We start from the raw sequence: 17806 nt of genomic DNA, 5'->3' as shown, positions 1-17806 counted from the left end.
CCATCGGCAGCACGGACAGCAGGCCTGCTGACGCGGCAGAGAACATCGCACCCCTGCGCGACAACCCCGACGGCTTGTCCGATGACGACGACGTCCGCTCAACAACGGCCTCAGCGTCCACCTCTGCACTCACAGTCTCTCCTTCTCAGGAACACACCATCGTCTCTACTTAGTGCAGTCAAGCGTGAGGACCTTGCCTTTACCTTGGGACGGGCTTCCGTCGCGGTCGCGGTCGCGGTCGATTTCACCGCTCATCTAGGTCGTGCTGACTGATCAGCGTCAGGACATTGCCGCTACTCAAAGGACGCACACCCCTTGTCGGTCACTGGTGCTTGCACAATTGGGCTAGAGGGTGGATCGAGTAACACGGCTGCGAAGTCGGGTAGACACTACTCATCCCTTTGTTACCGGTTCGCCCGTAGTCTCTGGCAAGAGTTTCAACCAGGGATCAAGCCAGAGGGTGGCCCGGGTCGAAGTTCTGAGGGCAGCACTGACGGTCGACGCACACCGCCTGAACCGTCAGGTAAGCCTTCTTCCGTTCATGCGGAAGCCCATTGACCGGGGCCGGCGATGTACAACCCTCCTAAGACCAGGGTTCCCCCAGCCGTCGTCGACCCCGCTGATAGGCCCCGCAAAGGACAGCAGAAATAGAAAGCTGAGCAGCGCCTTGGCCCTGGTACAAACCGGGAATTGGATCGCTGACGATCCGCTCGCTCAGGCCATGAGAGGGAAACCGAGGGCGATCTACCCTCATGTCGCGCGCGCTCACGCTGGAACATGGCTTCATGTCCAGTCCTCTTGCCAGGCCCTCAAACGCAGCGCCGGATGGTGGTGGGGCATGGAACACTGCGGGAATGACGATCGCCATCAGTTCCTACGCCCACATTCGCCTCACCGTGACCGACATAGATGTCTCGCGGGCGTTCTATGATGCGGTGTTCGGTCTTCCCGTTGCCTTCAAAGTACCCGACGATGCTGACGACGCAACGCGTGAGTAGCTCGGGTTCCTCTACGGGGTGTGATCTACAAGCTCAGAGATTCACTGCTCGGTCTTCGACCCGTCGCCGACGACCGCTTCGACGAGAACCGGGTGGGCCTCGATCATGTCTCCTTCAATGTAGGGAGCCGCCAGGAACTCGATGCCGCCGCAACCCTGCTCGACGCTCACCAGATCCTTTATGGTGGCGTCAAGGATATTGGTGCCGGCTACATTCTGGAATTCCGCGACCCAGACAACATAGCCCTCGAACTCCTCGCTCCCAAAGCATAGGTCTCGCAGGCCTCCCCAGATCAGCACTGCTCCAACGAAAATCGGGGTACTACCCGTCGACCTCGCCCCCTTCAGGACCCCGTAATCGAAGCGATGACGTGCAGCGGGTTGGCGACAAAGTCCTACTTTTGTGAGGACAAACATAGGCCATTCTTGATGTCCGCGTGTGCATACTTGAAGGACCCTAACGATGTTCCGACTTCGCGTCGCGAACTCAGCCGGATACACCGACGAGCCTCGTGCACGGGAGTGGGAGTTTCTCCGACGGTCAAGCAGCCGCTGACGGAGAAAAACTACCCGCCACTGCCCCCGAAACAGTCACTCCTCAGGAAGTTGCTGCGCCTGCGTCAGACGTTGAAGTCGCCACTATTGATGTCGCCATGGTTGATGTCGCCATGACAGGGTGCACGAACCAGTAGGGGTATCTCATCTTGACTTCGTTCGTGTCGTGGGCAACTTCGTGGCACTCTACTCCGGGCAGGACGAACATCTGGCCCAGATAGGCGTCGATCTCATACTCATGATGGTGCCATTTATGGAGAAGTACCGCAGCGACACTTCCGGCAACCCCAGCCCTACTCGTGTGAACGCGTGTCCGATCCTCGTACGATAAATGTCCTGAATCGAGGCAGTGGGTTCGTCCGGGTTCGTCATGCCTCGGTGGGGGTGTCCTTGCGGGTATCTGCGCGGAGGACGGACTTCGCGAACCCGTGAAGGGACACACCCTTGTTCCCGGCTTCGCTCAGCAGGTAGTTGAAAGCTTCGTCCTCTTCGATGCCGTGTCGTTCCATGATGACCCCGCGGGCTGTAGCGATGAGGTCCCGGATACGAAGGGTTTCCTTGAACGTGTCACTGATGCGCTGCGGGGTGTCACTGCCTTGGATGTGTCCGAGCAGGACGGCCGCTGACCTCGCCAGGTGGGCCAGCACTTTCTGGTCTTGGACGGTGAAAGCGTCAGGGGCCGCAGCATAAATCTTCATCGCACCGATCCCCTGCGGACCAGCTTGCAGGGGGACGCTGAAGCAGGACCGAATGCCGGTCTTCGCAGCTGAGGCGCTCCATAGCGGCCAGTGCTGGTCGGTTTCGGTGTCTTCAACATACGTTGCTATGCCTTCGGACCACGCGGACAGGCACGGGCCGTTGCGCAACTCGTATTGAAGATTGTCAGCTTCCAAGACCAAGGCGTCCGTTGCACCGACGCTGGTCGGTTGGTGGCCCTCGATCAGGCTCACCCCGGCACCGAGGGCGTGGGGAATAGCGTCCTTGGCCGCAGCCGCCAGAGCAGACACGGCCTGCTGAGCTGTCTGCTCGGACAGAAACAGTCCCTGAGCGCGCCCGATGATCGGGGCTATCTCGTTGGGCGAGGAGTCAGTCACAATCGTCCTTCAGTTCGTTTGGAAGAGGTCCAGCAGGGCGCGGGTACGCTCTGCCGGCTCGTTGTCCCTGGTCAGTCGAAGGGCACGGTCGATGATTTCCTGAGCGATGACGACGACTTTGCGGTTCGTAGTCTGGCTGCGCTGGCTGATCCGTTCGAACGCTTCTGTTGCATCGAGGCCGGCCCGACCAATGAGGATGCCTTTGGCCTGCTCGATCACAGCCCGGCTGACAGCTGATGCGGCCACGGCCTCATTGGCGATCTGGCGGGTATCGGCGTAGATCGAGGCGGTGGCATCCACGACCAGCGCCCACACGCCGACCGGCATCCCGGCAGCATCGTGGATGAGATCCCCGGAAATGAGAATCTTACGGATCCGTCCGGCAGCATCACGCAGGGACAGGTAGACCGACAAGGGACCCCCTGTTGTCGACAGCTCATCCCAGAACGCTGCCGCGGACTCCCGGTCCTCAGGTTCGATATGGGATATACCCAGGTCGAAGGTCGGGACCACGTCCCCGCGGGCATACCCGTGGATGCGATACAACTCATCGGACCAGTTGAAAACGTTGGAGTCGAAATAGTGCTCGACGGTGCCCGTGGGGCAATCAATAAAGGACTCGAAATCCGCCTGGACGGCCGTGGTGTCCAGGATGGGCGCTGATGATTCAGGAAGCAAGAACAAGCCAGTAGCCATTCGACGTACTCGACCCGAAGCCAGCGACTTGACCCGGATCCAAAGGACCAGAATAGCAAGGACCGCCGGACCTACCGGAATCGGAAGCATGCCAGAGCCAGGAAGCGTGTCGGGAACCGAAGTCCACCTATCGACCTTTCCGGTCAAGGTGTTTCGGTGTGACTTTGTCGATAGCTTCCCCTCATGACCGGTTCCTAGGCTTGACGATCAATAGGAGTCAACAGGGGTCAGCAGGAAGCGGTCGGAGCAGTGGGCATGGAGGCAGATAAAGACCAGCCGGAAGACAAGTCAGAGAATGAGTCACAAGACGAATCAGTGGGTGTGCGGTTGCAACTGAGGGTGGCTTTGGCGCTCACCGACTACAACCTATCCGACCTATGGGTCGCCTACTTCGGGATAACCGGAGCCCTCAACGAGCAGGACATCACAGCCTGGCTAACAGGGAGGAAGGACCTCCCCCGCTCACAGGTCGCCCTCCTCGGCCTGGCAGCCGATGAACTCCTCGAACAATCCGGCTACGACCTGCGCGTCACGCCCCAACCCCACCACCCAAAGCCCTAGATCCGCCTCACAGCACTCATCAACAACCAACCCCACAATCGGCGCCTGATACCCATGATCTAGATCCGGTCGGCACCCGCTTTGGCCGGCTCGCCGTAACCGAGAGGTCATCGCGGACAAGCTCGCTTTTGCAGCCGACGCGCAAGCAAAGGGACGGACAGCTGAGGAAGCTGCCCAACTTGTCGGATGAAGCCGTGCAACGCTGTATCGCCACCAGCAAGCACTGGCGCGTCAGTTCCTTCGTCGGGTCAACGTTAGTTAGAAAAGACCGTGCACTTACCCCAGTAGGTCAGGCGGCGAACTCATTCGTACTGTTCTAGTCGCAAAGCAATCGATGCCATCAATTGCTCGCCGCTACAAGCAGCGACAGCAAGAACTCAGCGCTTCACTCGGTAGATTGCTTAGGTTGCCATGTTCCCCTAATGAGTCCAATGTCTGGCGTGAAACCCTTCCACTCGTAGGGGTGTTTTCTTTCACCACCCGCGGGGACAACGCTATCGACCGGTCGTAGCTCTCTGATTAGGAAGGTTAGGACCTTAAACTCACGAGGATGATGATTGCTGTCCGATGAACCCGGAGTGAGAGACAATCGGCGCGCCGCTGCGAGACGATGGTTGCCATCAAGCACCACACGCTTTTTCTCGCCCGTATGCCCTTCAATGCACAGTTCGTATGCGAGAACGCAAATCATCGGGGCTGGCTGTGCTTCCAATACCTGGCAAAGATTGTCGATGCTTGTGGCACGCATTCCTTCGGGAATTTCAGCATGCTTAAGGGCCTGGGGCCAGCGTGGGGTCGCGGCGTTGATCCGCAGCGTGTCGTATTTCGCGCGCTCTTCGAGTTCACAATTCAACACGCTCACTGGGCGTGCAATACCGTTCGTTCCTTTTCCGACGAACCAAGGAGCCAGCCATGCATCGGTCGCAGCACTGTCGACGAGTTCCACTTCGCAACTGATACGGTCGGCGTTGTCACGCAACGTCGACCAGTCGTGTAAGACGGTGAGCTCGTCCTGGTAGAGCATCTCAAAGCGATCTAGACGGCGGGTCGTTTCCATCCAGGCCGAGCGCCTCACCGGCGGGCGTCGCGAGTCTATCGTGGTTACCGGATCCCAGACTGCTGGCAGCGAGAGGCTCTCGAACTCTGGCACACCCCCTTCTCCGTTCTTCCGCAGGGCCCGTCCCAGCATCTCGATAAATCCGATGTGGTCGGCAACGCGCATCAGTTTTTTGTCTCTGATCCGCTTTGATCGAGTGAAGACCAGCTTGTCCGTTTCACGTATGACGTCCGCGGTTCCCTCGCACAGACGTGCCCACACCGAGCGCGCTAAAGTGTCGGCACGAAGAAATACTGAGAAAGCGAGATCGTTGTAGGCGTTTACCACTGAAGCCCTCAGGTCTTCTTGTCTAGCCTGGTCAGCAGCGGGGTAATGCTGTAGTGCCGCTCGTGCGTCAGCTGCGACTCGGAGCGCTGCTGACTCGGATCCAGAGAGACTGCGTGCACTGTTCATGGCAAGCACTCCAGTTGACGTGATGAGATCTGCGTTTGCTACTGCTTCTGCGCGCTCTTCGGCCCTCCAGTTAAGACGTTGCGCCAAGAAGAGAAAGTAGGCACTCAAGATAACGGATATGAGGAAGTTAGCTAAGTCTGTATACGTCCAGTTACTAGCGTCAAATATTACGGCACTGATAAGTATACTGCTTGCAACGAGGAAGAACAGGAACGAGATCTTAAGGTCCCTCTTTGAGTCCCTATAATCTTTCATTATTATTGCAATCCCCTTTGTTTTAGTTCTCAGCTATAGCATATCTCCGGTACGATCCTAATCTGACGAGGTAGTGACTGCTTGAAAAAGCCCGATAACGAAATGGTCTCGGCGATTGAGAAGCAGCGTCTGCTCATCATGCAGCAGGCTGTGGAAGATCTTCCGGTCTTTGATCGGGCTGTTGCCGCACTGCTGCCACTGAGGGATCAGTTGAAGTTGGGCAAATTCCTTGGGGCGGTAGTCGTCGATCACAAGCCACGAATCCTCTACCGATTTTCAGTGGCGGAGGGCTCGCCTGTCACAAACCTCGGCCCACATGTGATCTTGAAGGTTTACGGGGACCAGCCACGAGGGGAAGGACCGCTCCAGCAGTTGTGGCGAGCCCGAAATCTTGATGTTCCTCGCCTCGTGTTCGGTGTGGCGAGCAGGTGCAGTTGGCTGGTGATGGAACACCTCGAGATACGACCGCTCAACCTTCATGCGGATGACCAGCTGAATGTTGTCGATCAATTAGCGAGCATCAGTGCAATCATGCACCGCTCCTGTCATGAGCTAACGCCATCGCTCAGGCCTCTCAGTACGGTGATGGTGCCCCGCTGGAAGGCAGCAGCGTCTGCTCTTTCTCGATCCGGATACACCCTTCCCTCCTCCTGGCTGAGCAAGGCGACAACCGCATACACAGTGGGTAATGCAGGGCCTCTGCACGGTGATCTGGCGCCAGCGAACATGGGTAGGACAGTGGACGGCCGTCTCATTATTTTTGACGCGTCCGCCCTCTACGGACCACTCTCCTTCGACGCCGCCCGCTGGTCAGCGCGCGTCGGTCGAGGCAGACATGGACCAGAAGTCCTCCTCAAGCGTTGGATGGATGTCGAGACGCTGCCACCCGCACCGGATCCAAGGCTATTGCTCGCCGCCGAGTGCGTACTAGAAGCCGGATCGCGCGAGATTGTGCGCTCACGTTCCGCACATCGAAATCACCCGACTAGTCCTACACCGGTCATGTCTGGTGTGACGGAATTACTTAACGTTGCTTCAAGGTATTGGGGATAATCAACAGTCATGAAAAGTAAGATTCTGCTCCATCTAACTAGGATTTGAATTGATGGCATGAGGGTGTGTGGCCAAAGTAGACGAACCTTCGGAAATACAAATGAACCGATTCGGCATTGTGTTATTGAAAAGCTCTGGTTATCTCCAGCATCAACTGTCTTGCAACTGTTAGGTTGCAAGGCACTAGGACGAGACATCGCTAGTCCCCGGCCACTGTCGCTCCTCACCTGTCTTGCAACCATGCCTCCTAAGAGGTGGCGCTAAAGCATGACTGCGATCTTGGTTGCGAGACAGTTTTCGAGCAATCGATGCAAAGGAGTGGCATGCGTCCGTTCATCCGGTGCGTGAGGGTCTCGATGTGCGCTCAGGACCTCGGCGGCGGTCGCGTCGATACCGACGCACCAGCGAGGAGCAGTGCCTCAAACCTCCAGCCCAGTTCCAGCAGGAAAGCTGGTCAGCGGGAGGTTGGATAACCCTCACTGAGGGGTTGACCTTGGTTCTGGCTGGTCCTAGCGTCAGGGCAGAAGATTATCTGACCCTCTCTTGGGAGAAGCTTCATGGATCTCAACGGTACGTCGCTCGAGAATGCCGACATCGCAGGAATCCAAGCCGCACTGTTCACCGGTCGGGTCACTGCCCGGCAGTTGGTCGACGCCTACCTTGAGCGGATCGAGGCTTTTGACCATGCCGGCCCTGGACTGAACGCAGTTGTCACGATCAATCAGGCCGCCAGGGAACAAGCTGATGCGCTGGATGATGCTTACCAGCAATCAGGGCAACCGGTCGGGCCTCTGCATGGCATCCCCATGGTCATCAAGGACTGCTTGGAAACCGCTGATATGCCGACCTCGTTCGGTTCGGAGATTTTTGCTGACTTTCGGGCGGAGGAAGATGCAACAGTGGTCGCGAAACTGCGGGCCGCGGGGGCTATCATCCTGGCGAAAACAACACTCCCTGACTGGGCAACTTCATGGTTCAGCTACTCCTCCCGTACCGGGGTGACAAAGAATCCCTACGACCTTGACCGCGATCCAGGAGGATCAAGCAGCGGAACAGGTGCCGCCATCGCGGCAGGGTATGCGACCGTGGGACTCGGCACGGACTGCGGAGGATCAGTGCGGCTACCGGCCTCATTCTGCAATCTGGTGGGCGTTCGCTCCACCCCCGGTTTGATCAGTCGAACCGGATGCAACCCTTTGGTCAGCGCCCAGGACACCATTGGCCCGATGGCTCGATCCGTAGAGGACGCCGCCCGCGTCTTCACCGTGATGGCCGGCTTCGACCAAACCGACCCACTCACCTATGCCTACTCGGTGGCACGCGCTCCGGCGTCCTACATCGATAGCTTGGTCCCGAACGCCTTACAGGGACGACGTATCGGAGTGCTGCGCAACGCATTCGGTGCTGACACCGACCCCAACTCTGCCCCCGTCAATCATGTGATGGCCAGCGCTCTTGACGAGCTGAGGGCAGGCGGTGCCACTCTGGTCGATGTCACGATCGATGACCTGTCCGGGTGGATCGGTCGAACGTCCCTGTACACGATCAAGTCCAAGCACGACATCAATACCTGGCTCTCATCCAAACCGAACCCGCCAGCCCGCACCGTCGCCGAGATCATCGACTCCGGCCGGTACCACAAGAAACTCGACCTCCTCGAGGCGCTGGCAGCCGGACCCGATGACCCGCTGAGCGACGTGAACTATTACACCGCCTATACCGCGCGCGAAGCGTTCATGAAGACGGTCGTCAATCTCATGGAGGCCAATAACCTCGATACGTTGGTCTATCCAACCTGTCAGGTCGCCCCACCTACTCACGAGGACACTGATTCCGGGCTGTGGAACACCCTGAACTTCCCCACCAACACGGTCATAGGTTCACAGACGTGGATGCCTTCCATGACGGTACCGGCCGGCCTGACCGACTCCGGCCTGCCTGTGGGAATGGAGATACTGGCACGTCCTTACGATGAGCCCACCATGTTCGCCGTTGGCTACGGCTTCGAACAGGTTATCGGGCACCGGTCTCACCCCCAGAGCGCACCGGTAAGCTCCTGACCGGCGCCTAATGGCCAAGACCTAGGGCGGCCGAATTCGCACGCCTCGCGAGCAAGGCGTGCAGTGCCTACTGACGCTTGCCCTCATTATGTGGGTTCATTGCTGCCGATGCTCAAGTAGCGGTAGACGGTGGCGCGGCTAGCCCCGATGATCTTCCCAATGTCGGCCGACGTAAGCCCCTGGGCCTTTAGGTCCCGGACTCGTTTGACCCTGGCGTGGTCGGCTGTGACTTCCCGCCGCCCAGCCTTCCGACCGTGTTCCGCAGCCGCAGTCATACCCGCCTTGGTTCGTTCGGCCAGCTGGTCGCGCTCGAGCTGAGGAAAACGGACGGCGCCCGATGTCGAGTCACTATGGCGCTGCCAGGAAATGACCCACGGAACCGTCGGTGAAGCGCCCAGCTATCCAATGACGAGTGACCACAGCAACCGGTGTTGGGCTCTGCTTTAACCACGCAGAGTCCATGCCTGGTTAGCGCTAAGGAGCGTAGACTCGGAGTATGTCGGGACGTTGTGACTGGACAATTGGTTCCCCGAAGAATGAGCCCACCTCTTCGACAACTCCCAAACTTCTTGGGATTCCACCGGGTCAACCCGATGGTGAAGCCGCGGAGAACTGGGACAACGAGGGCGGCCATGACCGAACTGCTCAGGCGGAACGGCCATCGACCAGTGCCGTCCATTCGGTCGACCCGGACCCGGGTCCCTGAACCAGTCACAGCCGTTCCACGTTCCCCGCGGGTCCGACAGGGCATCCTCAACAACGACATCACCTTGGGCCACAAATAACCGTCCCAGCGGGACCCCTCAGGGGTGACATGATCACGGCGTGGGCAAGGTATCCGGCCGCTCCCTGCGACGGGGCCGAGAAGTTCCAGTCCTGGCTGCGCCAGCTCGATGACGCACAGCAATAGCGGAACGTGTCCGCTGCCGCATTAGCTTGCGGATACGGCCTTGCCCGGGTGGCGTATAAGCCGTCCGACCGGTGGTGTGAAGACGTTGCTGGTGGCGCATATAGATTCTTGCGTCGTCTCGTGGGAGGGGATCCTTGTAGGCAAGGAATCTACCGGAGGCGACCGTGGCGGGACCGCAGGATGAGGCAGAAGAAACCCAGCGTGCGCTGATCAACGCTGCCATGGTCGCCTCCGATGTTCCCTGCAGCGATGTCTGGCTGCGCTACTTCGCGCTCGGCGGAGCACTGGACGACTTCGATCTTGACGCCTTCTTCGCCGGCCTCATGTCCCTCCCCCTCGCAGAATGCAATCTCGTCGCCGAGGCCGTGAACGAACTCATCGCCGAACAGCCCCCACGGCCCAAAGCCCCCCACCGGAACGGTCCTCCACTGCCCCCGGAAACGTGCGGGCGCGGTGATGTTCTCGACGAGTTACTCAGGCAGTGGCTCTTCGGCACCACAAGCTAGGGGACGAACCAACGCGACGCTTAGGCGCTGCGTGACGTTGCCCCTGAGCCCCAAGGAACCCCGCCAACGTCCAGTCAGTTCCAGTGGGAACACGACCACGCTTGTCCCTCACAAGGGCCCCTCATGCGGACTGCACGGCTGGCCGTCATCGTGTGATGTCCAGACCCTCACAGGCCCGGGGTGTGGAAGCGGTGAAGGAACCCACACACCGCTTATCGAACAGTCCCCGCTAAGGGATCACTGGAAGCTGCGAAGGACCACTACCTAAACCCTTACCTGACCTCACTTATCTCCCTGCACCATAGAGTCAGTACTCGAAAAACAGGTGAAGGAGTTTATGTCGTGCCTTACCGCAGCAAGAAGCTCCTCGAGCAGTGGGTGAGCGAGTTCATCGCGACCAGCGATGACTCACCCAGTGGTATTGAAGTTCTCCGTCACGACGGCGGAGCAGGAGCTGACACCGGGCTGGTGGTGATGCGGATGACCGATTTGCCCTCGGACGTCTACCTTTACCCGGCCGGACCCGGTGACCCGAACTGGGAAGTTAACTTCGGGCCGCGTGAACGGGACCTCACCATGAGCGCAGCCAAACTCCGGAACCTCGCGAAGGAACTCACCCAGGCGGCGGCGTTGTGCGAGTTCCTCGAAGCCAAATCAGCACATCACACCCCGGGTTCAGGACACATGACGGCTCCGTAAGCGTGGGCGTAGGACTAGGCGTAGGCAACGCTTCGTACGATCCCGTCCTACCGGTGGGCTTTCACCTCCTGGAGAAGGAGGCAAGTGAAGCGGATTACCTGCCGGGATGCAACCTCTTACTGGTGGTTGCACCCGGTTGGCAGCAGCAATTAGCCTTTTTCCCATCGAATTGTCGAGGGGCGACCGGGCCCTGGGAGGAGGAGCGCATCACCACCGACCAATACCGAGAACAGACTGTCCAATCGCTGGAAAGCCCCTCACGAGGGGCTTTCCTTTTGTCTCGGACACCGCAACCCTTCGCTGGCACCCCACAACCGACCCCTTAGCTTGTACCTCCGAAGCTCGCGTGGACAATTCGCTGCTAATCACCCTGCCCGGGCGGTTCACAACAACCACTGTGGATGGAACTTACCGGGCCCCCACACACCGTTTTTCCTACAGTCCCCGCCCGTAGCTTTACGGCTATGGCAAAGCCGCGTTGCATGATGTCTAGACCGTCGAACGCTTCTGTTGCGAAAGTCGCAGAACGACCCTAGAACGACGTGATTTGAGTCGATCTGCACTGTTGAGGTGTACCCAAATGCAACGTTCCTGACGACGGGCTAACCCGGTCAAGGTCAATCGGATCTTCGTCGTGCCGCTATCGGCGAGCCTAGCTTTCGGTTCTCGTGCCCCGGAAGGCGGGTGCGTTGGTGATGATGACTCCGATGATGACGACTGCTCCGCCGATCAGTTGCGCCGCGGAGAGGCTTTGGCCGGTGAGAACGGTCAGGATCGCGGTGAACATGGTGATGAGGTTCAGGAACACGCCTGCCCCGCCGGCAGGCAGAACCGTCAGGGCCCGGTTCCAGAGAAGGTAGGACAGCACGGAGGGGAAGACCGCGATGAACAGCAGGGAAGTCACACCGCTACCGGTGCCGGGCAGTGTCGGGCCGCCGGTCGCGAAGCTCAGCGGGGCCAGAAGCGTCACGGCGATCACAGCCTGAACAGCAGTGGCTGTGATTGGAGGGATGGGAGGTGCGAGGCGGCCCAGGATCGTGTACGTCGTCCAGACCAGGATCGCCCCTACCATCAGGACCTCACCCACACCAACACCGGATCCAGTACCGGCGCCGAGGAGTGTGCGTGGGTTTCCGCCGCTGAGGACGACGAGGACACCCACGAGAGCGGTGAGTATCCCGAGGACCGCCAGAGGGGTGAGGCGTTGGCGGAGGACCACCGCGGCGGCCAGGGTGATCAGCGCCGGGTTAAAGGCGTTGATCAGGGACGCAGTGAGCGCGGTGGTGTGTTCCAGTGCGTAGTAGAGGAACAGGTTGTAGCCCAGCAGCCCGCTCACCCCCAGCGCGAGCAGCCATGGCCACGCGGCCAGGACCTCCCGCCATCTCGGGCGCTCCACGAGCTGCGCGATGATCATCAGGGGAACGACAGCGATGGACCAACGCAGCAGCACCAGGCTCATCGGGTCGATGCTTTGCACGGCGTCCGCGCCGACCACATAGTTCCCGGCCCAGAACAGGGTTGCCCCGAGCAGGGACAGCACAGCGACGGCCCGCCGCCGGCGAAGGCCGGCCGCTACCAGCGACGCAACCGGCATGGTCTGCGGCGTGGGTGTGGTGGGTGTGGTGTCGGGCGAGCTCACGGTCAGAGGAGTGCGGTGCCGCGGAACAGGGTGTTCGTGGCGCCGCCGACCCACACGCCGCCTGCATCGTCGGTGCTGATCGTGATGCTGCCGACCCGGCCGAGCTTGGATCCCTGCGAGACCTTGTAGTCGCCGGTGACGGCTCCGGAAGTGGTGAGCCACTGACCGACGGACGCGTTCATGCTCCCGCACACCGGGTCCTCGGCCACTCCGACCCCGGGGGCGAAGGTACGCATCTCAAAGGCGTGCTCGGAGCCTTCCGGGTAGGCGCCGATTGCGCCGACCATGGCAGTCGGGATAAGGGACAGATCCGGGTCCAGGTCCAGGACCTCCTGCGCGGTACCGAGGCGCAGCACCGCCCACCCGGGGCCGTTATCGACCCACTGGTGGGACAGCACCTGATCGTGGGTGATACCGAAGGCGGCCACGACGTCGTTCAGGAAGTCCCCCTCGAGGTCCCCGCTGCGCCGAAGAGGCGGGGCAGCAAAGGAGAACACACCATCACGGTGAGATACCTCGACCAGGCCAGCCTCGCATTCCTGCACGATCAATGATTCGTCCCGCGGGGTCCCGCCGTTCTCGATCCACGCGTGCGCTGACCCGAGCGTCGGGTGACCGGCGAACGGCAGCTCCCCACCCGGAGTGAAAATCCGCAGCCGGTAGTCCGCCTCATCAGTCGTCGGCGGGAGGACGAACGTCGTCTCGGACAGGTTCGTCCACTTCGCCACCTGCAGCATCGCCGCCTCGTCCAACCCTTCACCATCGAGAATCACTGCCACGGGGTTACCCCGGTACGGCTGGGCGGAGAAAACATCGACCTGGGCAAAGGCACGCGAACGGGACACGGGCAAGGACCTCTCTTAGGAAAACAAGCAGGATGAACAGCCATTTTATCGCTCGATACGCGCCACAGGATTGCTTCTGACCAAACTAGAATCACCGAATGAGCAACAAAATACGCTTGGATGCGACGGACCGAGCAATCCTTCATGAGCTCAGCCGAGACGGGAAGCTCAGCAACGTCGAGCTCGCTGACCGGGTCGGCCTAACGCCAGCGCCGTGTCTGCGTCGGGTGAAGCGCCTCGAGGAACAGGGAGTGATCACCGGCTACCGTGCACGCCTGGACCCCGTGGCCGCGGGCAGGTCCTTCTGCGTCTACATGGCGGTCGAAATCACCATGACCAGCCGGGAAGTCGTCGAGGAGTTCGAAGCGGCCCTCCTCTCCTATGATGAAGTCACCGAGGTCCGCAGGGTCTACGGCGCCATCGACTACCTCGTCCGTGTCGACGTCGAGGACAGCAACGCCTACGAACGCTTCCAAACCGAGAAGATGTACGCCCTGACCGGCGTGCAACGTGTGGTCTCCCACACCACCATGAGCCTCATCAAAAGCAGCACCTGACTATACTTTGCACGGGAGCGGACCGTGGCCATCGACAGTGCCGGCGACCTTGACCAGGCCTCGAGTGCCGAAGATCTGCGCCGAATCAGGCAATTGGACACAAGTCCATGTGTCCCCCGGACGGGCTTTGCCTAAACGGGCGGTGAAGGTGATGTCCAACAAACGAGTCTCAGTCATTGCTTCGGTGCTCCTCCTCGGGATTGGTGTCCTCCAGGTAGACAAGGCCGTTACCGTCGGGGTCCGTGAACGAGAACATTGCCGGCACCCCCTCCATACGGATCAGGTCCTTGTTGTGCAGTGTGACTCCGGCCCTCCGAATGATGTCGTGGGCTTGCTGGGCGTCAGGGGTACCCAGTCGAATCGCGACCGGAATCTGACTGTCGGGCGGCAGAAGCACCAGGGAGACATTCGAGCCCGGCGGCACGACTTCGACCAGGCGTGCACCGGGCCATACCTCCACATCGGTGCGTACCTCGCAGCCCAGTACTTCGGTATAGAACCTCAACGCGGCATCCTGGTCGGCGACTGGAACTGAAACGCTCAATACCCTCGTTGTGATCGTCATACCTCATTAGACGGCGCCGCAGACCAAAAATCACCGCTTCCTCATCAAGCTTCCTCCACACCCAATCGGCACTTTAGGAAGCGACCAACTCCAGGGGTATCCAGGGGTATACGGGTGCGGACTTCCAGGGTGCGGCACCGGCTCATGATGACGTGAAAACGGTAGCGGACATTGATCGGGTGAGCATCCGTCCTGGCCTAAATGATGATCTGGCCTACGATCGGCATCTGAGTGCGAGGCTCAGAGCTCCAAAAGATCTGACCATCGAAGCTCCGGGGGTGCCTCTCGCACCGATTCATAAGCCGACTTGCGATCGTATTTCCAACACCGTAGCGTCTAGACGGTAGAGCGTCCCGTGGAGAACACCGCGGACCGTCCCGCTCCGCCCCCTCGTGAAGCAGCTCACTTCTGAGCGCCCCATCACGGCCCACAACGGCACCCCGCGCTCCCGGCTCCGTGCCCCTCTGCATGTCATCGGTGCTTCCACTGCCGATCAGCGCCATCACCCCACATTCAGCTTCTGAGGATCATCATGAATAGCAGGCTCGGCCCGACAGAATCCTTCCCGGAAGATCTCACCGCTCTGGACGACATCGACGTCCAGGTTCTTCACAGTCGCGTCCAACGGCAGCTTGACCACGAGTACGCCACCGCTTGTGAGGCTCACCCGGAAACGGAGAGCCGCCACGCTGAACTCCTCGAAGAATTTACCCGCCGAACCGTCGAGGCCTCCGCCTGGCGGTCCCTTCTGCGCACCATCGTGGAAGAGAACACGGCCAGCACCCAAGCCCTTCACCTCGGCACCCCGGATGTCGCCCTCGACCCTGCAATCTTCGCGGAACTCGTCGATGACCTTGCCTCGCCTACTGCTGCATTCAGCTTCATCACCACGTTTGAATCACTACTCGATCAGCGCATCAGCAACATCCAACGGGCACTGGAATACCAGGACAAGGAAGCTGTCGTAACGGCGATGCTGAGCCTGCAAGCCAGCGCCGCCATCACGGGCGCCGGCCAGCTCCACGCATCGATCACCCAAGCACTGAAACATAAGCCCATCGAGAAGACACCACACGGGCCGCTCGTCCAACAACTCGAAGCAGAGGCCAACCTCTTTAGGAAGGCCTTCGCCGATCTGAAGGATCACCACCTTATGGCTACACAGAACTCCCTCTAGAGAAGCACCACATGAGGAATGCCGGTCGCTGTGGTGCTCCATTTCTGCATAGAAGCAACGGAACGAGAGCGAGAACCGCCTGTGAATATGTCAACGCTAACCAGAACCACGCAGCCTGCCGTGCAGAGGACCGCGAGAAACGACATCGGCGAGTATGTGAGTTTCTCTGAAAGTGGCGGGATTTTTACGCCACGTGTGGTGGGGTGAGCCCCTGTTGGGGTGGCCGGAGGTCGATGACGTCTCATCCCGTGGGGGCTGTTGTGGGCAAGGACGTTTTCATCCTGCGGAGTGCAGGAAGCCCTGTTTAGGCTTGTAGTGCCATCCAGCTGTTTCCCGAGGAGGACAAGTTGGTGTACGCCGATGAGTCACGACGACTCAGATGAGGCCTTGCGGGCCCTGATCACCGATGTCATGAAGCAGGGGCACATCAGCACACATGGGTTGTGGGTGTACTACTTCAGTATCGGCGGCGACCTCGACGAGTTGGAGGTCGACGCGTACCTGCACGGGCTGATGCCGTTGCCGGTACTGGATGAGGATTTGCTCGCTGTCGCCGTAGCGGAGATGTATGCGGACACCTGAGGTGCTGGTTACGGGTGCATCAACTGGTCATGGATTGTTAGTCGAAGGGCGTCGTTGGGGTCTCGTCGCTGGCGGTGCATACGACATTTGCTGCGACGTCGCGGAGTTTGATGTTCCGGCTGTTCGAGGCGGCCCTGAGCCTCCTGAATGAGCCATTTCGGGCGCCCACCGGATCGTCCCGAGGTGGCTACTTGAGCTGTCCACAGTTGGGGTCAGTTCGGGGAGCCCATCTCCTCTGCAACTGCCGAACTTCTTGGGATTCCACCGGATCAACCCGATGGTGAAGCCGCTGAGAACTGGGACAACGAGGGCGGTCATGACCGAACTGCTCCGGCGGAACGGCCATCAATCAGTGCCGTCCATTCGGTCGACCCGGACCCGGGTCCCTGAACCAGTCACAGCCGTTCCACGTTCCCCGACGGGTCCGACGGGTCCGACGGGTCCGACGGGTCCGACGGGTCCGACGGGTCCGACGGGTCCGACGGGTCCGACGGGGCATCCTCAACAACGACATCACCTTTGGCCACAAATAACCGTTCCCAGCGGAACCCCTCAGGGGTGACATGATCACGGCGCCGACTGCTTGTTTTTAGTNCATTGAACGACTGAGGCCTCGTTGTCCCGCCGACTACTGGTACGTGACAAGCCAGGGTTTCGGATTGATGATCGAGTAGGTCTGTTCAGGGGTGAGCATGGGTTGATCCTCGTCGTAAAAGTTCTTCCAGGAAGGCCAGATTCCTTCCGGCATCTCGTTTTGCAGCACCCCCCAGGTGTCTAGTTTTTGGCCAGGGGTGCCGTGACCATCCGCATGCAGGGTGAGTGCGAGCTCGCTCCGGGAGACGTCGAGGTTCTCGCGCCCACGGATCATGTCCAGGCGGAACTGGTGGACCATCAGCAGCTTCTGCGGGAGGTCCTGGTTTCGTGTGAGGTCAGCGAGCCACGCGGAGGTCGTATTGATCTCCTCGGCACTGACCGTCCCGATCTGCTGGAGTGGGAGTTCACCCGGGGCGAGCCTCCACTCGGGATCCAGTGCCAAGCCCACGGACGGACGGGCGAGGAGTGACTCGTAGAGTTTGACTTGGGAGAGGAAGTCCGTGCGACCGGACTGGAAGTCGAGGATGACGTAGACCCCCGCCTTCTCGGCCGCATCGATCCAGAGTTCGAGGTCTTCAATCGGGGTTTCGCTCGAGTAGTCACCATCCGGGCCGGGATCTGCGCTGGCAACCGTCGCAATCAGGTCAAGTGCCGGCACTACTGGTTCGTCACTGAACGGACCGTACTGGGCGGCAAGTTCTTTCACTCGTGTCATGGTCCCCTCGATGTCTTGCTCGCCGAGGGCACCAAGATAGGGGCCGCTCGGATGCCCATACAGGGCGACCATGCGTCGGCCCGGGAACAGGGTTTGGCCTCCTCCTGGAAGTTCGACACCAGTAGCAGCAACCTCAACGCGGGCGGTGAACTCGGCATCGCTGCCGAAATCCTCGCCGACGCCATACACAGAAACATCTGAATGGGCATGAACAGCTGTCACTGCAGCGGATGTCG

General features: G+C 60.0%; 20 protein-coding genes. 9 read left to right on the top strand and 11 right to left on the bottom strand.

What is annotated here, in order from left to right:
- Positions 1–854: 854 nt before the first annotated feature.
- A complete protein-coding gene (locus tag D6T63_RS19620) occupies positions 855–998 on the top strand; it encodes a VOC family protein (protein ID WP_220725988.1) in 144 nt (47 codons plus the stop codon).
- Positions 999–1039: 41 nt separating this feature from the next.
- On the opposite strand, the gene D6T63_RS19615 is transcribed toward D6T63_RS19620, so the two are convergent.
- The 3 genes from D6T63_RS19615 to D6T63_RS18620 all read right to left on the bottom strand — a co-directional run bounded on the left by D6T63_RS19615 (position 1040) and on the right by D6T63_RS18620 (position 3489).
- Complete coding sequence (locus D6T63_RS19615) at positions 1040–1297, bottom strand: hypothetical protein (RefSeq protein ID WP_220725987.1); 258 nt, start codon at positions 1295–1297, stop codon at positions 1040–1042.
- Between the two features lie 623 nt (positions 1298–1920).
- Positions 1921–2646 carry a GAF and ANTAR domain-containing protein gene (locus D6T63_RS18625; protein WP_120150826.1) on the bottom strand — a complete coding sequence of 242 codons (726 nt, stop codon included), beginning with the start codon at positions 2644–2646 and terminating at the stop codon, positions 1921–1923.
- Between the two features lie 9 nt (positions 2647–2655).
- Positions 2656–3489: a PAS and ANTAR domain-containing protein gene (locus tag D6T63_RS18620; RefSeq protein WP_235830870.1), complete on the bottom strand. Its 834-nt coding sequence runs from the start codon at positions 3487–3489 to the stop codon at positions 2656–2658.
- 108 nt (positions 3490–3597) lie between these two features.
- Between D6T63_RS18620 and D6T63_RS18615 the strand changes: the two genes are divergently transcribed.
- Complete coding sequence (locus D6T63_RS18615) at positions 3598–3903, top strand: hypothetical protein (RefSeq protein ID WP_147394449.1); 306 nt, start codon at positions 3598–3600, stop codon at positions 3901–3903.
- 385 nt (positions 3904–4288) lie between these two features.
- Here the strand turns inward: D6T63_RS18615 and D6T63_RS19085 are convergent, their stop codons facing one another.
- Together D6T63_RS19085 and D6T63_RS18605 are read right to left on the bottom strand one after the other, a co-directional pair.
- A complete protein-coding gene (locus D6T63_RS19085; RefSeq protein ID WP_147394448.1) occupies positions 4289–5287 on the bottom strand; it encodes a ParB N-terminal domain-containing protein in 999 nt (332 codons plus the stop codon).
- Between the two features lie 438 nt (positions 5288–5725).
- Complete coding sequence (locus D6T63_RS18605; RefSeq protein ID WP_120150823.1) at positions 5726–5920, bottom strand: hypothetical protein; 195 nt, start codon at positions 5918–5920, stop codon at positions 5726–5728.
- A 1358-nt stretch (positions 5921–7278) separates the two neighbouring features.
- Here D6T63_RS18605 and D6T63_RS18595 point away from each other — a divergent pair.
- Entirely contained in the window at positions 7279–8781 is a 1503-nt protein-coding gene (locus D6T63_RS18595; protein WP_120150821.1) for an amidase, read from the top strand.
- An 86-nt stretch (positions 8782–8867) separates the two neighbouring features.
- Here D6T63_RS18595 and D6T63_RS18590 read toward each other — a convergent pair whose 3' ends face one another.
- The gene (locus D6T63_RS18590) at positions 8868–9056 is read right to left on the bottom strand and encodes a helix-turn-helix domain-containing protein (RefSeq protein WP_235830869.1); all 189 of its coding nucleotides are present in this window, start codon (positions 9054–9056) and stop codon (positions 8868–8870) included.
- Between the two features lie 799 nt (positions 9057–9855).
- Here D6T63_RS18590 and D6T63_RS18585 point away from each other — a divergent pair.
- Entirely contained in the window at positions 9856–10197 is a 342-nt protein-coding gene (locus D6T63_RS18585; protein WP_120150820.1) for a hypothetical protein, read from the top strand.
- A 342-nt stretch (positions 10198–10539) separates the two neighbouring features.
- The gene (locus tag D6T63_RS18580; RefSeq protein ID WP_120150819.1) at positions 10540–10896 is read left to right on the top strand and encodes a hypothetical protein; all 357 of its coding nucleotides are present in this window, start codon (positions 10540–10542) and stop codon (positions 10894–10896) included.
- A 652-nt stretch (positions 10897–11548) separates the two neighbouring features.
- Here the strand turns inward: D6T63_RS18580 and D6T63_RS18575 are convergent.
- Positions 11549–12535, bottom strand: coding sequence for a DMT family transporter (locus D6T63_RS18575; protein WP_235830868.1), 987 nt, complete (start codon positions 12533–12535; stop codon positions 11549–11551).
- Between the two features lie 2 nt (positions 12536–12537).
- Positions 12538–13380, bottom strand: coding sequence for a PhzF family phenazine biosynthesis protein (locus D6T63_RS18570; protein WP_120150818.1), 843 nt, complete (start codon positions 13378–13380; stop codon positions 12538–12540).
- A gap of 98 nt (positions 13381–13478) precedes the next feature.
- Here D6T63_RS18570 and D6T63_RS18565 point away from each other — a divergent pair, with 98 nt between their 5' ends.
- Positions 13479–13937: an Lrp/AsnC family transcriptional regulator gene (locus tag D6T63_RS18565; protein ID WP_120150817.1), complete on the top strand. Its 459-nt coding sequence runs from the start codon at positions 13479–13481 to the stop codon at positions 13935–13937.
- On the opposite strand, the gene D6T63_RS18560 is transcribed toward D6T63_RS18565, so the two are convergent.
- Together D6T63_RS18560 and D6T63_RS18555 are read right to left on the bottom strand one after the other, a co-directional pair.
- Complete coding sequence (locus tag D6T63_RS18560; RefSeq protein WP_220725986.1) at positions 13938–14114, bottom strand: DUF1905 domain-containing protein; 177 nt, start codon at positions 14112–14114, stop codon at positions 13938–13940. It lies immediately after the preceding gene.
- Positions 14107–14502, bottom strand: coding sequence for a VOC family protein (locus tag D6T63_RS18555; protein WP_120150816.1), 396 nt, complete (start codon positions 14500–14502; stop codon positions 14107–14109). Before D6T63_RS18555 ends, D6T63_RS18560 begins: the two co-directional genes overlap by 8 nt.
- Positions 14503–15034: 532 nt before the next feature.
- Between D6T63_RS18555 and D6T63_RS19470 the strand changes: the two genes are divergently transcribed.
- Both D6T63_RS19470 and D6T63_RS18545 read left to right on the top strand, forming a co-directional pair.
- Entirely contained in the window at positions 15035–15679 is a 645-nt protein-coding gene (locus tag D6T63_RS19470) for a hypothetical protein (RefSeq protein ID WP_182977126.1), read from the top strand.
- A gap of 360 nt (positions 15680–16039) precedes the next feature.
- The gene (locus D6T63_RS18545; protein WP_120150815.1) at positions 16040–16261 is read left to right on the top strand and encodes a hypothetical protein; all 222 of its coding nucleotides are present in this window, start codon (positions 16040–16042) and stop codon (positions 16259–16261) included.
- A gap of 628 nt (positions 16262–16889) precedes the next feature.
- On the opposite strand, the gene D6T63_RS18535 is transcribed toward D6T63_RS18545, so the two are convergent.
- Positions 16890–17570 carry a hypothetical protein gene (locus D6T63_RS18535; protein WP_147394447.1) on the bottom strand — a complete coding sequence of 227 codons (681 nt, stop codon included), beginning with the start codon at positions 17568–17570 and terminating at the stop codon, positions 16890–16892.
- Positions 17571–17621: 51 nt separating this feature from the next.
- On the opposite strand from D6T63_RS18535, the gene D6T63_RS19465 reads away from it, so the two are divergent.
- Complete coding sequence (locus D6T63_RS19465) at positions 17622–17771, top strand: hypothetical protein (protein ID WP_182977125.1); 150 nt, start codon at positions 17622–17624, stop codon at positions 17769–17771.
- The last annotated feature ends 35 nt before the right edge of the window (positions 17772–17806 follow it).

It is taken from the genome of Arthrobacter cheniae (assembly GCF_003602275.1).
Classification (GTDB): Bacteria; Actinomycetota; Actinomycetes; order Actinomycetales; family Micrococcaceae; genus Arthrobacter_D; species Arthrobacter_D cheniae.
This window is presented reverse-complemented; position numbering and strand designations above follow the sequence as displayed.

What these genes read in the sequence shown, in the direction of transcription:
- D6T63_RS19620 (WP_220725988.1), top strand. Translation starts at nt 855, where the DNA reads ATGACGATCGCCATCAGTTCCTACGCCCACATTCGCCTCACCGTGACC.
- D6T63_RS18615 (WP_147394449.1), top strand. Translation starts at nt 3,598, where the DNA reads ATGGAGGCAGATAAAGACCAGCCGGAAGACAAGTCAGAGAATGAGTCA.
- D6T63_RS18595 (WP_120150821.1), top strand. Translation starts at nt 7,279, where the DNA reads ATGGATCTCAACGGTACGTCGCTCGAGAATGCCGACATCGCAGGAATC.
- D6T63_RS18590 (WP_235830869.1), bottom strand. Translation starts at nt 9,056, where the DNA reads ATGACTGCGGCTGCGGAACACGGTCGGAAGGCTGGGCGGCGGGAAGTC.
- D6T63_RS18565 (WP_120150817.1), top strand. Translation starts at nt 13,479, where the DNA reads ATGAGCAACAAAATACGCTTGGATGCGACGGACCGAGCAATCCTTCAT.
- D6T63_RS18560 (WP_220725986.1), bottom strand. Translation starts at nt 14,114, where the DNA reads ATGACTGAGACTCGTTTGTTGGACATCACCTTCACCGCCCGTTTAGGC.
- D6T63_RS18555 (WP_120150816.1), bottom strand. Translation starts at nt 14,502, where the DNA reads ATGACGATCACAACGAGGGTATTGAGCGTTTCAGTTCCAGTCGCCGAC.
- D6T63_RS19470 (WP_182977126.1), top strand. Translation starts at nt 15,035, where the DNA reads ATGAATAGCAGGCTCGGCCCGACAGAATCCTTCCCGGAAGATCTCACC.
- D6T63_RS18545 (WP_120150815.1), top strand. Translation starts at nt 16,040, where the DNA reads ATGAGTCACGACGACTCAGATGAGGCCTTGCGGGCCCTGATCACCGAT.
- D6T63_RS18535 (WP_147394447.1), bottom strand. Translation starts at nt 17,570, where the DNA reads ATGACACGAGTGAAAGAACTTGCCGCCCAGTACGGTCCGTTCAGTGAC.
- D6T63_RS19465 (WP_182977125.1), top strand. Translation starts at nt 17,622, where the DNA reads ATGCCCATACAGGGCGACCATGCGTCGGCCCGGGAACAGGGTTTGGCC.